The following is a 13,961-nucleotide window of genomic DNA, read 5'->3' on the forward strand; positions in this document are numbered from 1 at the left end:
GCCGACCGCGACGATGCCCGGCTGGCTGGCGGCGTTCGCCGACGCCAACCCGATCTCCCAACTGGTCACCACGATGCGCGGGTTGATGATCGGCGGCCCCGTCGCCACCAGCCTGATGTGGACGCTGGTCTGGATGGCCGCGCTGCTGGTGGTCTTCGTCCCGCTGGCCCTGCGCGGGTACCGCCGGCGGGTCTGACCCGACCGGGCCGGCCGGCCCGTCCGGTCGGTCGCCGGCCGTCAGACCGGACCGATCGGAGCGCCGACGGTGCGGTCGGCGTCCGCCCGCCCGGCTCCGGCCCTCCCGGCGTCGGCGCTCCCGTCGACCACCCCGTCCGGGACCGTCCCGTCGGGAGTCACCCCGTCCGGGACGGCCCGGGCGGGGTCGAGCGCGTCGATGGCATCCGCCCGCGACAACGCCGTCCCGGCCCGGTAGTGCTTCGCGAAGTCCGAACCGAGCTCGGCCCGCAGCCGGGCGGTCAGCCGGGCCACGACCGGGTCGAGCGCATCGTCACTGCCCCGCAACCGGGCGGCGGCGCCGAGCGCGGTGGCCGCGGCCGCCGGCCGGCCCACGGCGGCGGCCAACCAGGCCACCGCGACCCCGACCGTGGCGATCACCGGCATGTCCTCGGTCCGCCGGGCGACCGGATAGCCGACCCGCAGGTCGGCGGCCGCCTGGTCGGCGTCGCCGACATGCACGGCGATGACGGCGGCGGTGGCGCAGACGACGGCCAACGCGTGGCCCTCGACCACCTCCGAGCCCTGATACCCCCGGGTGGTGCGGAGTTCGGCCGCCAGCTCGGCCGCGCCGGGCAGATCGCCCGCCAGCAGCCGGATCATCGCCCGCAGTCCGGCGACGAACAGGTCGCGGTCGAAGCCCGGCGTCCGGTGCGGCTGCAGCGCCCGCACCTGGTCGATCAGCGCGGACGCGCGCGCGAGGTCGCCGGCCCGCATCAGCAGCCCGGCCATCCGTACCCGCACCATCGCCTGGTCGTCGGTCGATCCGAGTTCCTCGGCCAGGGCCAGGGCCCGCTCGTAGTCGGCCAGTCCGCCGGAGACGTCACCGTCCATCCCGCGCAGGTTGCCGCGCGAGGCGAGCACCGACGACTGACCCCAGCGATCCCCAATCCGTTCGAAACCGGCCAGCGCACGGTCGATCTCGTCACGATGATCGTCGATCCGGCCCTCGTTCTCGGCGAACAGGGCGTGCCCCATGGCCACCGCCGCCCTGGTCCACTCGTCGTCCTGCACCCACGGCGCCCGCAGGGCGGCCGCCGCGGTCTCCCGATCGTTGCCGAACAGCGCCAGCACCGTGGGCAGCATGGCGAAGCCGGAATTCGGCGGCGGCGGCCCGGCCAGCAGGGAGCGGGCCAGCCGCCGGCTCAGCACCCGAACCCCGGCCCCGGACTGCTCGCCGTTCGGGTCGACGAACGCCCCGAACAGCGACACCATGGCCACCGCCCAGGGCCGTTGCGGGTGGTCGGTGCACGCGGCCAGGGCCGTCCTCATCGCCCCCGACGCCTCGGCCTCGGCCCCGGTCATCTGCCAGAACCAGGTCATGGCCATCGCCAGCTCCAGGCCGGCCGTCCGGTCCGCCGGGTCGCCGGACTCGGCCAGGACGCGCAGCGCGGCGGCGATGTTGTCCCGCTCGGCGGTCAGGGTGGCGATGGCGTCGAGCTGGTCGGCGGTGCGCAGCAGCGGATCCGTGCGGTGCGCCAGGTCGACGAAGTACCGGGCGTGCGCCAGCCGCGCGGCGGACACCTCGCCCCGCTCGGCCAGGCGCTCCACGCCGTACTCGCGGATGGTCTCGAGCATCCGGTAGCGGGCGGCCGGGCCGTCGACGACGGTCAGCAGGGACTTGTCGACCAGGGCCAGCACGAGGTCGCCGACCGCGCCGGCGGGCAACCGGTCGTCGGCACACACCGCGGTCGCGGCGGCCACGGTCGCCCCGGCCGGGAAGACGGCCAGCCGTTCGGCGAGCAGCCGCTCGTCGGCATCCAGCAGCCCCCAGCTCCATTCGACGACGGCGCGCAGGGTGCGGTGCCGCGGCATCGCCGTCCGGCTGCCGCCGGTGAGCAGGCGGAACCGGTCGGACAGGCGGGCCGCGATCTCGCCGATCGGCATCACCCGCAGCCGCGCCGCCGCCAGCTCGATGGCCAACGGCAGCCCGTCCAGCCGGCGGACGATCTCGACCACCTGCGCGACGGTCGCCGCCGACACCTCGAACCCGGAGGCCACCGCCCGGCCGCGTTCGACCAGCAGCCGCACCGATGGGTACCGGGTCGCCTCCGCGGCGGTCACGCCGACCGGCGGCAGGCCCAGCGGCGGCACCACACACAGCGCCTCGCCGACGATGCCCAGCGGCTCCCGGCTGGTGGCCAGCACCCGCAGCCCGGGGCTGCGGGCGAGCAGCCCGTCGACCAGATCGGCGACCGGCGTGATCAGGTGCTCGCAGTTGTCGACGACGAGCAGGCAGTCGGCGCCGGCGAGCACGTCGACGAGGTGGTCGGGGGAATCGCGAACGGTGCGGTCGCTGCGCCGTTCGACCGCGCGGGGGTCGACCAGGCCGAGGGCACCGATGACCGCCGGCACGATGCCCGCCGCCTCGGTGACCGGGGCCAGCTCGACCAGATAGACGCCGTCCGGCCGATCGTCGGCCAGCAGGGCGCCGACCTCCTGGGCCAGCCGGGTCTTGCCCGCCCCGCCGGGCCCGACCACGGTCACCAGCCGGCCGTCGGCCAGCAGGTCGCGGATCCGCCGCACCTGCTCGTCCCGGCCGATCAGACGGGGCAGCGGGGCGCGCAGGTTCGTGCGCCGGGGGTGGGACCGGGGCGGGGCCGGCCCCGGCCCGGTGGTCGCCGCGATCTCCCCGCGCAGCACGGCCAGGTACACGGCCTGCTCCTCGGCCCCGGGGTCGACGCCCAGCTCACCGACCAGCCGGTCGCGGAGCCGCTCGTGCACGGCCAGCGCGTCGGCCTGCCGACCGGTCAGCGCCAGCGCCCGCATCAGCTGCCCGGCCAGCCGCTCCCGCAACGGGTGGGCGGCGACCAGCTGCTCGAGGTCGGCGACGACGTCCGCGGCCGACCCGAGCTGCAGCCGGGCCTCGATCAGGTCGATCTGCGCATCCAGGCGCAGTTCGACCAGCCGGGCCCGGGAGCCCGCGGCATACGGCCCGTCGGCCGCGTCGGCCAGCGGCTCCCCGCGCCAGAGGGCGAGGGCCCGGCTCAGCTCGTCCCGGGCCCGATCGGGCCGGCCCTGCTGCAGCGCGCGGCGCCCGGACGCCACCAGGTCACCGAAGACGGTCGCGTCGACGTCGCCGGCCGCCACCGCGAGGCGGTACCCGCCGGGCACCGGCTGCACCTCGGCCGCGTCGCCGATCGCCCGCCGGAGGCGGGACACCAGCGACTGCAACGCATTGACCGGGTCGGCCGGCGGGCCATCCGGCCAGACCGCGTCGAGCAGTTCGGCGGTCGGGACGGGCGCCGGGACGGCGACCGCGAGCCGCGTGAGCAGGGCCCGCAGCCGCGTTCCGGCGATGCCGATCGGCCCGGCGCCGGTGCTCGCCTGGAGCGGTCCGAGGATCCCGATCTGCACCCCATCACTGTCCCAGAGCCGCTCTCGCCGCGGATCGCCGCCGCGAGCCGGGCCGCGCGCGGTGCGACGCGGATGAGGACAGCGGCGGGCCGTGAAATTCATCCGTATCGGTGGAGAACGCGGGCGCCCGATCGGCGGCAATTGCCCCGATCGGTTGACAGAATGGTCAGAATGGATGACGACTTCGGGTGGGTCGCGCGGGCCCAACGCTTCGCCGACGATGTCCTGTTCCCCGACGCCGCCGGCGTGGAGCGGGGCGAGGTCGATCTCGCGGTCCACCTCGACCGGCTGGCCGACGAGGGCTTCTACGGCGTGGCGGCGCCCCGGACGTTCGGCGGCGTCGGGCCGGCCGGCGCCCCGATCGTCGCCGACGTGATCGCCGCGCTGGCCGGCGGCTGCCTGACCACGGCCTTCGTCTGGCTGCAGCACCTGGCCCCGCTGATGGCCGTGGCCGCGCTCGGCGGGGACGAGGACCGCACCGGCTGGCTGCGGCCCCTGGCCGGCGGCCAGGTCCGGGCGGGGCTGGCGATGTCCCGGCCCGATCTGATCCACGTCCGGCCGGTCCCCGGCGGGTTCCGGCTCACCGGCGAGTCGCCCTGGGTCACCGGTTGGGGGCTTATCGGCGTCCTGCTGGTCGGGGCCGTCGACGACCGCGGCCTGCTGCACGTCTTCGTGCTCGACGCCGCCGCGGCCGACGGGCTGGTCGCGCACGAGACCCGGTTGATGGCGGTGCAACCCAGCCGCACCGTCTCGCTGGAGTTCACCGACCACTTCGTGCCCGCGGCGCGGCTGGGCCACACCGAGCCCTTGGCCAGCTACGCCGCGTCCCAGGCCACCGGTGTGGTGATGAACGGGTTCCTGGCGCTCGGGGTGGCCGCTCGCTGTGCCCGGCTGATCGGCGACGCGGCCGATCTCGAGGCCGACATCGCCGACGTCCGGCTGCGGCTGCTGACCGCCGCCCCCGAGGACGTCCCCGACGCCCGGGCCGCGTCCAGCCTGCTCGCCGCACGGGCGGCGGCGCGGCTGGTCGTGCACACCGGCAGCCGGTCCGTGCTCGCCGACGAGAACGCCGGCCGGCTCTACCGCGAGTCCGGCTTCCTGCTGGTCTTCGGGCAGCGGCCGGCGATCCGGTCGGCCCTGCTGAGCCGCCTGTCGATCCCCGTCACCGCGTCGGTCTGACGGCGATGAGGCTCATGCCGCCTCCGGCGCGCGATCCGGTCAGGAGCGGTCAAAGCGGGCGAATCCGGTGCATCTCTGCGATCCTGCGGAGCGCACCCAGGAACGTCGGCCCCGGCCCGTCGGTGTCCGTTCCTGGGACAGATCGGATCGTGGGTCATCGAGCAGCATGGCATGACCGCGCCGGACGACGCCGGCGGCGGTGACGGGGTGCCCCCGGCGCCGGCAGTGCGCCGTCCGGAGACTCCGTCGTGATCCCGGGCGGCCGCCGGCCGACCCGGCAAGGCGTCGCGTGCAGGAGGCAACGCATGTTCCAGATGATCGTGCTCTACGACAAGCCCGCCGACGCGGCCGCGTTCGACGCCCACTACGACACGGTGCACACCCCGCTCGCCGAGCGGATCCCCGGCGTGCGCCGGTTGACCGTCGCGCGTCCCGGACCGGCCGACGACGGGACGGCGGCGGCCTGGCACCTGGTGGCCACGCTCGAGTTCGACGACCAGGCCGCGTTCGAGGCCGGCATGGGCAGTCCGGAGGGCCAGGCGGCGGTCGCCGATCTGCCTCGGTTCGCCGGGGCCGGGGTCACCGTGTTGGCCGCTCCCGACGTGCGTCAGATCCTCTGACCGCGGCCGCTGCGAGTCCCCCGCCTGCGCCCGGCCGGTGCGCTGATCCAAGACCCGCGGTCCGCGGCTGATCGCTGGGTGCGCTGATCCAAGACCCGCGCTTGGCGGCTGATCGCTCGGTGCGCTGATCCAAGACCCATCGAAAGCGACATATCCGGCACAGATTCGGGCCTTTGATCAGCGCACCAAACGAGGCGCCGGGACAGACGGGCCAATGCCGGATCGGAGCGCATCGGCCAGGGCCGGCCGGGCTGAATCGGGCCGGGCCGGGCTGGCCCGGCACCGGATCGGCCAGTTGTCCACAGGACTTGTCCACAGAAGGCGACGGTCGGCTCGGCCTCGACCGCTTCCCGGGGCAGGCTCGGTCGATGCCGACGGCCACCCCACTCCCGACCCCGGTCCGCGCCGCGCTCGCCGGCGGGGACGGCCTGATCAGCCGGCGGGACCTGCTGGGTGTCGGTATCCCGCGCACCACCATCAGTCGCTGGATCATCCAGGACCGGCTCGTCCCCCTGGCCAACGGGATCTACGCCGATCCCGTCGTCCTGCGTTCTCTCGATCCGTGGGTCCGGTTCCGGCTCCGGACCAGAGCGTTCCTGATCGTGAGCCCGCCGAACGCCGCCGCCATCGGGTGGTCGGCCGTCGTCCTGCACGGCATGCCGACGGTGGGAGCGCCCCCGGATGTGCCGAGCGCCGTCCGCCCCAGCCGGACCCGGAGCGGGTCGAACCGGACGGTCAACGGCCACACCAGGTTCGGGGCCGTCCCGGACCGATGGCTCGGGGAGGTCGACGGCATCCGCGTGGTGCACCCCGCTTTCACCGCCGTCGATCTGGGTCGGCGAGTCGACCGGTTGACGGCGTTGATCGTCGCCGACGCCGCAGCGCGGCGCGACCGGTCCCGCGACTCGCTGGCCGGGGCATTTGACGACATCGCCGAGTGGCCCGGTGCGGGGCGGGCCGCGTGGGCGGTCCGGAACGCCGACGGCGAGGCCGAGTCCGCGTTGGAATCGGCCGGCCGCTACGCCTTCATCCGGGCCGGCCTGCCGCCGAGCCGGTCGAACGTCTGGGTGGGCGAGTACCTGCCGGAATTCCGGCTCGATCATTACTGGGCGGAGCGGCGGGTCGGCGTCGAGGCCGACGGCCTGGCCAAGTACCGCCGCGATCCGGAGACGGCGATGCGCGATGAGAAGCGTCGGGAATGGCGGCTTCAGGAGCTGGGCATCCGGGTACTGCGGTACGGCTGGGCGGTGGCGCTCGGTTCCCCCGACGCGCTCGCCGGTCAGGTGCGCCTTCTGCTCGACGCACCCGCGCCACCGCCGCCGGGACGGTTGCGGACCTGGTCGGGCGATGAGGGTCGGGCGGTGCTGGGCCTGCCGTTCGGGGTGCGGGACCGGCCGCGGACGCTCACGGTGCGCTGATCAAAAGCCCATTTCCCGTAGGCGCCCTCGCCGGGCGCCGACCCAAAGCCCCCTCTCCCACGGAAACGCCCGGGTGCGCTGACCCAAAGCCCCCTCTCCCGCGGAAACCCCCGGGTGCGCTGACCCAAAGCCCGCCTCGTGCGGAAACCCCCCGGGTGCGCTGATCCAAAGCCCGCCTCGTGCGGACACCGCCCCGCTTGCGCTGATCGAAGGCCCACCGAAAGCGACATATCCGGCGCGAATATGGGTCTTTGATCAGCGCAGCCGGCGCGGGCCGACAAACACCGCACCGGACGAACACCGCACCGGACGAACACCGCACCGAGCAGGTGCACCGCACCGGTCAGGCTGGGCCCTTGATACCGGCCAGGAGCATCTGGGCGACGTCCATCACCTCGACGTCGGCGACGTCGGCGCGGGTGTCGGCGGTGGGGGCGTTCTGCCGGGCGGTGAGGCCGTCGGTGAGCATGACGCGGCAGAACGGGCAGCCGGTGACGACGGTGCCGGCGCCGGTGGCCAACGCTTCGTCGGTGCGTTCCAGGTTGATCCGCTTGCCGGTCTTCTCCTCCATCCACATCCGGGCGCCACCCGCTCCACAGCACAGGGAGCGGGCACTGTTGCGCGGCATCTCGGCCAGGGTGACCCCGGCCGCGCCGATCAGCTCCCGCGGCGGCGAATACACCTTGTTGTGCCGGCCCAGGTAGCACGGGTCGTGATACGTCACATCCCGGGACGCAGCGGGCTTCTTGGGCACCAGCCGCCGCTCGCGGACCAGCTTGTTCAACAGCTGGGTGTGATGGATGACCTCGTAGTGCCCGCCCAGGTCGCCGTACTCGTTGCCCAGCGTGTTGAAGCAGTGCGGGCAGGTCACCACGATCTTGCGTTTGGCCCGCTCGCCGAACGCGTCGTTGATCGTCTCCACCGTGGCCTGCGCCAGCATCTGGAACAGGAACTCGTTGCCGGCCCGCCGGGCCGGGTCACCGGTGCAGGTCTCGCCGGTGCCCAGGACCGCGAACCCGACCGCGGCCATGTGCATCAGCTCGGCCACCGCCCGGGTCGTCTTCTTGGCCCGGTCGTCGAAGGCGCCGGCGCAGCCCACCCAGAACAGGTACTCGTGGTCCGGGTCGATCACGTCGGTGACCACCGGCACCTCGAACGGCAGGTCCTTGGCCCACTCCAGCCGGTCCTTGTTGTTCTGCCCCCACGGATTGCCCTTGTTCTCCAGGTTGCGGAACAGCCCGCCCAGCTCGGTCGGGAACTCGGACTCGATCATCACCTGGTAGCGGCGCATGTCCACGATGTGGTCCACGTGCTCGATGTCGACCGGACACTGCTCCACGCAGGCCCCGCACGTCGTGCAGTCCCACAGGATCCCGGGGTCGATCACCCCGCCGATCTGGCGGCCCTGCTCGTCGACGTCGGGCGGCCCGACCAACGGCCGCCCCGCCTCCAGCATCGCCAACGGATCCGCGTGGGCGAACGCCGCAAGGTCGGCGTCGCCGAGCTTCTCGGTGCCGTCCGGGGTCGTCCCGCCGCCGGCCGCCAGGTAGGGCGCCTTGGCGAAGGAATGGTCCCGCAGCGAGAGCACCAGCAGCTTCGGCGACAGCGGCTTGGCCGTGTTCCACGCCGGGCACTGCGACTGGCAGCGGCCGCACTCGGTGCAGGTGGCGAAGTCCAACCACCCCTTCCAGGAGAAGTCCTCGACCTTGCCGACCCCGAACGTGTCGACCTCGGGATCGGCCTCCTCGAGGTTGAGCACCTCCCCGCCGGACAGCATCGGCCGCAGCGCCCCGAGCGCCGGCCGGCCGTCGTCCCGCCGCTTGAAGTAGATGTTGAAGAACGCCAGGAACCGGTGCCAGGCCACGCCCATCGACAGGTTCCGGGCGATCACGATGGCCCAGACCATCGAGATGATGATCTTGACCAGGGCGACGAACGACACCGCCGCCGGCCACGCCGGCAACCACGAGCCGAGCCAGGTCGAGATCGGCGCCGCCCACGTCGGGTACGGCAACCACCCGTTCGCGGACTGGAACCCGCGGATCAGGAAGATGCACACCCCGACACCCAGGATGATCAACTCGACGAAGTACGCCTGAGCGAAGTTCGACCCGGCGAACCGGGACTTGCGTTCGATCCGCCGCGGATGATTGAGCTGCCGCACCACGATCAGGTAGCCGATGCCCAGCACCGTCGTCGTCGCGATGACCTCGACGAACAGGCCGTACCAGGCCTGGTACCCCAGCCACGGAAGCTCGAACTGCGGGTCGACCGTCTCCCCCGCCGCCTGCACCAAGGTCAGGAACAGCGCCCCGAACCCGATCATCACGAACCAGTGGGCGACACCGATCCAGCCCCACTTGAGCATCCGGGTGTGCCCGAGGAACTCCTTGACCAGGGTGCGCAGCCGGACCCCGACCGGACCGGCCCGGTGCGGATCCGGCGCGCCCAACCGCACATGCGCGACCATCCGCGCCGCCGCCCGGGCCAGCAGCCCGAAACCGACGACCAGGAACGCCAGCGCGATGACGCCGAACGTGATCGACCACCAGGTCATGCCCAGACCTTCCCGTTGCGCGGAGCCGTGCCCTCATCGCACCGGCCCACCGCCGGAACGACAAGCTACTTGCCAGTAACTTACGCGAGGCCGACCGGGGACCGCGTCAGTCCGGCGGGCGCCGGGTGTCGTCCCGGCGGAAGTTCAGGTAAGCGCGTGAAGGGGTCGGCCCGCGCTGGCCCTGGTACCGCGACCCGACCTCGGCCGAGCCGTAGGGGTGCAGGGCCGGCGAGGTCAGCCGGAACAGGCAGAGCTGCCCGATCTTCATCCCCGGCCACAGGGTGATCGGCAGGTTGGCCACGTTGGACAGTTCCAGGGTGATGTGGCCGGTGAAGCCGGGGTCGATGAAGCCGGCCGTCGAGTGGGTGAGCAGCCCGAGGCGGCCCAGCGACGACTTGCCCTCGAGCCGCCCGGCCAGCGAATCCGACAGCGTGACCAGCTCGAAGGTGGAGCCCAGCACGAACTCCCCGGGGTGCAGGACGAACGCGTCGTCGCCCTCGACCTCGACCAGGCTGGTCAGGTCGTCCTGCTGGACCTTCGGGTCGATGTGGGTGTAGCGGGAGTTGTTGAACACCCGGAAGAAGCGGTCCAGCCGCACGTCGATGCTGGACGGCTGGATCAGCGAGGCGTCGAACGGATCGAGGGCCAGCGCACCGGCGTCGATCTCCGCGAGCAGATCCCGGTCGGACAGCAGCATAACCGCGAACTGTAGTGACGGGCCGCGGCCGCGACGCGGCGGACCCGCCGACGCCGCCGGCCGGCTGACGCAATCGCATCAGGGCCGGGCTGATGCATCACGATCGCGGTGCCTCGTTCGGCCTCCCTCACGACGGGTCATCCGGTGGATGCACCCATCGTCACCGGAGCGCTACGGTCGGCCACGCACCAGCAGGACGCACTGCATCCACCCAGGTCACGCACCAGATCCGCGCCGCAGGCTCGGGCTCGACCCTCGACGGGTCCGGCCGCCGGCCACGATCGTGAAGGTCACCACCACCACTGCCGTGGCCTTCACCCCGCGCCGCCCGGAGGTCGACCCCTAGACCACCGGGCGGCGCCTCGGGGGCGCGGCGGGCGGCCTCGCCGGGGCCCGCCGGCCGGTCCCGGGGGGCAGGTCAGCCGGCGTGCTCGATCCGCAGCAGGTGCCAGTCCCAGGCCCCGAGCCGGACGAACATCCCGTCGACCAGATCGTGGCCGTTGCGGTCGTACACCACGTCGTGCGTCGGATCCACGAGCCGCCAGGTGTGGCCGTGCAGATCGTCGAACGGCACCCGGACCTGCCCGGTCACCGGAGCGCCGCTCAGGTTCACCACGACCAGCCAGCGGGTGGGTCCGTCCCAGCACCAGGCGACCAGGTTCTCGAAGCCGGAGCCGGACCAGCCGGACCGTCCGGCGAGCTGCCACCGCCCGTCGTGGAAGGTCGGGTCGGCGAGCACCGGCAGGAACGTCCGGTAGAACTCGGCGACCGCGGGATCGACCGGGTCGGTGGCCTCGTCCGGGAACCGGCCGAGGAACACCGGAAGACGAATGCGGCGGCCCTGCCGCTGGCCGTCGTGGATCAGCCGGGCACCGGTCTGCGTGAGCGCCGCGACCGCGACCACCGGCGCCCGCCCGGCGAACGCGGCGGCCGCCCTGGGTTCGTCGTGGTTCTCCACGAACCGCACCAGCCGGCGCTGGTAGTCCGGGTCGCCGGACAGATGCCCGTTCACCTGGGCCGCCGGCCCGTGCTCCAGGCGGTCGTAGAGCCGTTTGTCATAGCAGAAGTCGAAGCCCTGCTGCTGCAGCGCCCACTCCAGATCCCAGTAGGCCTCGGCCAGGAAGCGGAAGTCGGGGTGCCGGTTCCGCACCGCCGGGATGACGGTGGGCCAGTAGTCGGCGTCCGGTGCGGGTCCGACCCGATCGCCCCAGGTGCGGGTGACCACGTCGTTCATCATCAGCATCGCCATGTCGCAGCGGACCCCGTCGCACTGCTCGGCGATGTCGTTCAGGGTGTCGATGACGGCCGCCCGCAACCGGGGCTCGAACGGGTTCAGCTGGACGACGTCGGGCCAGGCCGGGAAGTAGGGGTCGCGACCGTTGGCCAGCACGGTGTCGCCGACCTGCAGGAACGACGTGGGATCGGCGTGCAGTTCGTCCGGTGTCCCGGTGACGAACAGCTCCGGCCGGGTGGCCGTCCACGGATGATCCGGGGCGACATGGTTGGGCACGAAGTCCAGGATCAGGCCCACTCCCCGGGCGGCCAGCGCGGCCCGGGCGGCGGCCAGACCGGCCGGGCCGCCCAGCCGGTCGTCGACGATGTACTCCCGCACGCAGTACGGCGAGCCGACGACGTCGGCGGTGGTCCAGTCGGGCAGCGCCTGATCGAACGAGGCGGTCAGGTCCGGGTTGGCCAGCGCGATGGCGATGCCGGCCGGGCTGCGCCGCCAGACCCCCATCAGCCAGACCCCGTCGATGCCCAGGCCGGCCAGCTCGTCCCAGGTGGTGTCGGGCACGGAGCCCAGGTCGACGGTGTGTCCCAGCCGCCGGCCCAGCGAGGCCAGCCACGGCCAGGTGTTGATCTCGTAGACGACGGGGTGCGCGGTCTGGGCCAGGCGGGTGGTCATGCGCAACTCCGGCTGCTCGGGCTCATGTCATGGCGAATCCCCTCGCGGGGCGGGGACCCATTGTGGCCGACGACCGCCGCGGCACATCACTCGATCCGCGCAGTGCCGCGGCGTAGGTTCGACCGGGTGACGGAGCGGACCTGGGCCCGCCGGGCCGATCAGCTGGCCGCGCAGGCGTACGCCGCCGGGCAGCCGACGGCCTGGTTCGACCGGCTCTACGCGGAGGCCGCGGCCGGGACCATCGACATGCCGTGGAGCCGGACCGAACCGCACCCGCTGCTGGTGCGCCGGCTGGACGAGCAGCCGCCCGGGCCGGCGGGGCGCGCCTGCGTCGTCGGGTGCGGGCTCGGCGCCGACGCCGAGTTCCTGGCCGGCCGCGGCTGGACCACGACCGGCTTCGACCTGGCCCCGACCGCGATCGACCAGGCCCGGGCCCGGCATGCGGGCTCCGCGGTCGAGTACCGGGTCGCCGATCTGCTGGCCCTGCCCGACGACCTGGTGGGGGCGTTCGACCTGGTGGTGGAGATCCACACGCTGCAGGCGATGCCGAACCCGCCCCGGGCCGCGGCGGCCCGCGGGGTCGTCTCGCTGCTCGCGCCCGGCGGCACCCTGTTCGTCGTGCAGTTCCGCGCGACCGGGGTGCCGGCGCAGCCGCCGCCGTTCCCGCTGACCCGGGACGACCTCGCCCTGCTCGAGGTGGGCGGGGTCGTCCCGGTGCGCGTGGATGAAGTGGACGGGCCGCTGTGGCGGGCGGAGTTCGTGCGGCGGGTATAGTGAGCGGGCCATGCGGGCGTAGTTCAGTGGCAGAACTTCAGCTTCCCAAGCTGATAGCGCGAGTTCGATTCTCGTCGCCCGCTCCACGCAGTGCCCGGCCGGTCGGTCAGCTGTCGCCGCGCCATTTCGGGGCGCCGAGCAGGAGTGGTTTTTCGGTGATCCAGGGTTGGTCGTCGCGGCCGATTTCGGCGTCGATGAGGGCTTCGAGTTTGGTCAGGTAGGTCGCGACGAGGTCGTGGTTGATCGGGTCGGCGGCCAGGTTGATGGTTTCTTCGGGGTCGGTGTGGCGGTCGTAGAGCACGACGTCGTTGTCGGCCAGGAGGTCGGTGAGGGTGCGGGGCCGGTTCGGGGTCAGCGGGCTGAAGTAGCGGCCGAAGGTGTAGCGGTGGTCGGTGTAGCCGCGCAGGAAGCCGCGTTTGCGCCAGTCGGGGCGCAGTTCGCCGGACTGGACGCGTTGGCCGACGTCGGCGAAGCCGAACGCCCGCCAGAAGTCGGCGTCCAGGGTCAGCACGGACTCGACCGCGGTCAGGACACCGTCGCGGCCGGTGGGGTTGCCGTCCAGGGCGGGGACCAGGGAGTGGCCGCCCAGCCCGTCGAACCGGTCGCGTAGCTGGTCGGGGTCGACCCCGGCCAGGTGCAGGATCGTGGGGGCCAGGTCGACCGCCGAGCCCAGGGCGTCGCTGCGGTTGCCGCCGTCGACGTCGGGGTGGCAGATGATCAGCGGGACGTGGAAGTTCTCGTCGTAGACCAGGTTGCCCTTCTGCCGCAGACCGTGCGAGCCGGCGAGCTCGCCGTGGTCGGAGGTGAAGATCACCACGGTGTTGTCGGCCTGCCCGGACGCGACCAGCGCGTCCAGGACCAGCGCGACGCTGCGGTCGACGTCGCGGATGCAGTTGACGTAGAAGTTCAGGCCCTTGCGGAAATCGTCGGGGTCTTCGACCTGCCCGAACATGGCATCGGCCAGCCCGGCGAACTCCTTGACGGCCTGGGGGGCGCCGGACAGGTCGTCGGTCGCGCTGGCCGGCGTGGGGATGTCCCAGTCCTTGCTGTAGAGCGGGGTCTGCGCCGGTGGTTTGACCTTGACCGCCTCGGCCAGGTTCGGCGGCGGGGTGATCGACCGGGTCGTGCCGTAGTCGTAGCTCATGATGTCGTGCGGGTTGACGAAGTTGACCGTCATGAACCAGGGCTGGTCCCGGACCACGACCGGCGCCTTCTCCCG

At 73.0% G+C, this 13,961-nt stretch carries 9 protein-coding genes, 1 tRNA gene and 1 pseudogene; 6 read left to right on the top strand and 5 right to left on the bottom strand.

The genetic code is table 11. The features are described from left to right. Positions 1–196: pseudogene (locus ACOJUF_RS18235) on the top strand (ABC transporter permease); the annotation flags it as partial. A 41-nt stretch (positions 197–237) separates the two neighbouring features. Here the strand turns inward: ACOJUF_RS18235 and ACOJUF_RS18240 are convergent. After that, positions 238–3,591, bottom strand: a complete 3,354-nt coding sequence (locus ACOJUF_RS18240; RefSeq protein WP_420123240.1) for a BTAD domain-containing putative transcriptional regulator — start codon at positions 3,589–3,591, stop codon at positions 238–240. Positions 3,592–3,762: 171 nt separating this feature from the next. On the opposite strand from ACOJUF_RS18240, the gene ACOJUF_RS18245 reads away from it, so the two are divergent. The 3 genes from ACOJUF_RS18245 to ACOJUF_RS18255 all read left to right on the top strand — a co-directional run bounded on the left by ACOJUF_RS18245 (position 3,763) and on the right by ACOJUF_RS18255 (position 6,808). Continuing rightward, a complete protein-coding gene (locus ACOJUF_RS18245; protein ID WP_420123241.1) occupies positions 3,763–4,770 on the top strand; it encodes an acyl-CoA dehydrogenase family protein in 1,008 nt (335 codons plus the stop codon). 305 nt (positions 4,771–5,075) lie between these two features. Beyond that, positions 5,076–5,390, top strand: coding sequence for an EthD family reductase (locus ACOJUF_RS18250; RefSeq protein WP_420123242.1), 315 nt, complete (start codon positions 5,076–5,078; stop codon positions 5,388–5,390). 368 nt (positions 5,391–5,758) lie between these two features. Continuing rightward, entirely contained in the window at positions 5,759–6,808 is a 1,050-nt protein-coding gene (locus ACOJUF_RS18255; RefSeq protein WP_420123243.1) for a hypothetical protein, read from the top strand. Positions 6,809–7,151: 343 nt separating this feature from the next. Here ACOJUF_RS18255 and ACOJUF_RS18260 read toward each other — a convergent pair whose 3' ends face one another. The 3 genes from ACOJUF_RS18260 to ACOJUF_RS18270 form a co-directional block, all read right to left on the bottom strand. After that, complete coding sequence (locus ACOJUF_RS18260; RefSeq protein ID WP_420123244.1) at positions 7,152–9,365, bottom strand: (Fe-S)-binding protein; 2,214 nt, start codon at positions 9,363–9,365, stop codon at positions 7,152–7,154. Between the two features lie 106 nt (positions 9,366–9,471). Next, entirely contained in the window at positions 9,472–10,062 is a 591-nt protein-coding gene (gene dcd / locus ACOJUF_RS18265) for a dCTP deaminase (protein WP_420123245.1), read from the bottom strand. Between the two features lie 418 nt (positions 10,063–10,480). After that, on the bottom strand, positions 10,481–11,968 hold the full coding sequence (locus ACOJUF_RS18270; RefSeq protein WP_420123246.1) for an alpha-amylase: 1,488 nt from the start codon (positions 11,966–11,968) through the stop codon (positions 10,481–10,483). A gap of 126 nt (positions 11,969–12,094) precedes the next feature. On the opposite strand from ACOJUF_RS18270, the gene ACOJUF_RS18275 reads away from it, so the two are divergent. Together ACOJUF_RS18275 and ACOJUF_RS18280 are read left to right on the top strand one after the other, a co-directional pair. Next, positions 12,095–12,742, top strand: coding sequence for a class I SAM-dependent methyltransferase (locus tag ACOJUF_RS18275; RefSeq protein WP_420123247.1), 648 nt, complete (start codon positions 12,095–12,097; stop codon positions 12,740–12,742). Between the two features lie 12 nt (positions 12,743–12,754). Next, positions 12,755–12,828, top strand: a tRNA-Gly gene (locus ACOJUF_RS18280). 20 nt (positions 12,829–12,848) lie between these two features. Here ACOJUF_RS18280 and ACOJUF_RS18285 read toward each other — a convergent pair. Further along, positions 12,849–13,961 (bottom strand): sulfatase-like hydrolase/transferase (locus tag ACOJUF_RS18285; RefSeq protein ID WP_420123248.1); only part of this gene is annotated, 1,113 nt, incomplete at its 5' end.

The sequence above is a fragment of the Nakamurella sp. genome (assembly GCF_048594475.1).
Classification (GTDB): Bacteria; Actinomycetota; Actinomycetes; order Mycobacteriales; family Nakamurellaceae; genus Nakamurella.

Coding starts and splice junctions, on each gene's coding strand:
- ACOJUF_RS18245 (WP_420123241.1), top strand. CDS start 3,763: ATGGATGACGACTTCGGGTGGGTCGCGCGGGCCCAACGCTTCGCCGAC.
- ACOJUF_RS18250 (WP_420123242.1), top strand. CDS start 5,076: ATGTTCCAGATGATCGTGCTCTACGACAAGCCCGCCGACGCGGCCGCG.
- ACOJUF_RS18255 (WP_420123243.1), top strand. CDS start 5,759: ATGCCGACGGCCACCCCACTCCCGACCCCGGTCCGCGCCGCGCTCGCC.
- ACOJUF_RS18260 (WP_420123244.1), bottom strand. CDS start 9,365: ATGACCTGGTGGTCGATCACGTTCGGCGTCATCGCGCTGGCGTTCCTG.
- dcd (WP_420123245.1), bottom strand. CDS start 10,062: ATGCTGCTGTCCGACCGGGATCTGCTCGCGGAGATCGACGCCGGTGCG.
- ACOJUF_RS18270 (WP_420123246.1), bottom strand. CDS start 11,968: ATGACCACCCGCCTGGCCCAGACCGCGCACCCCGTCGTCTACGAGATC.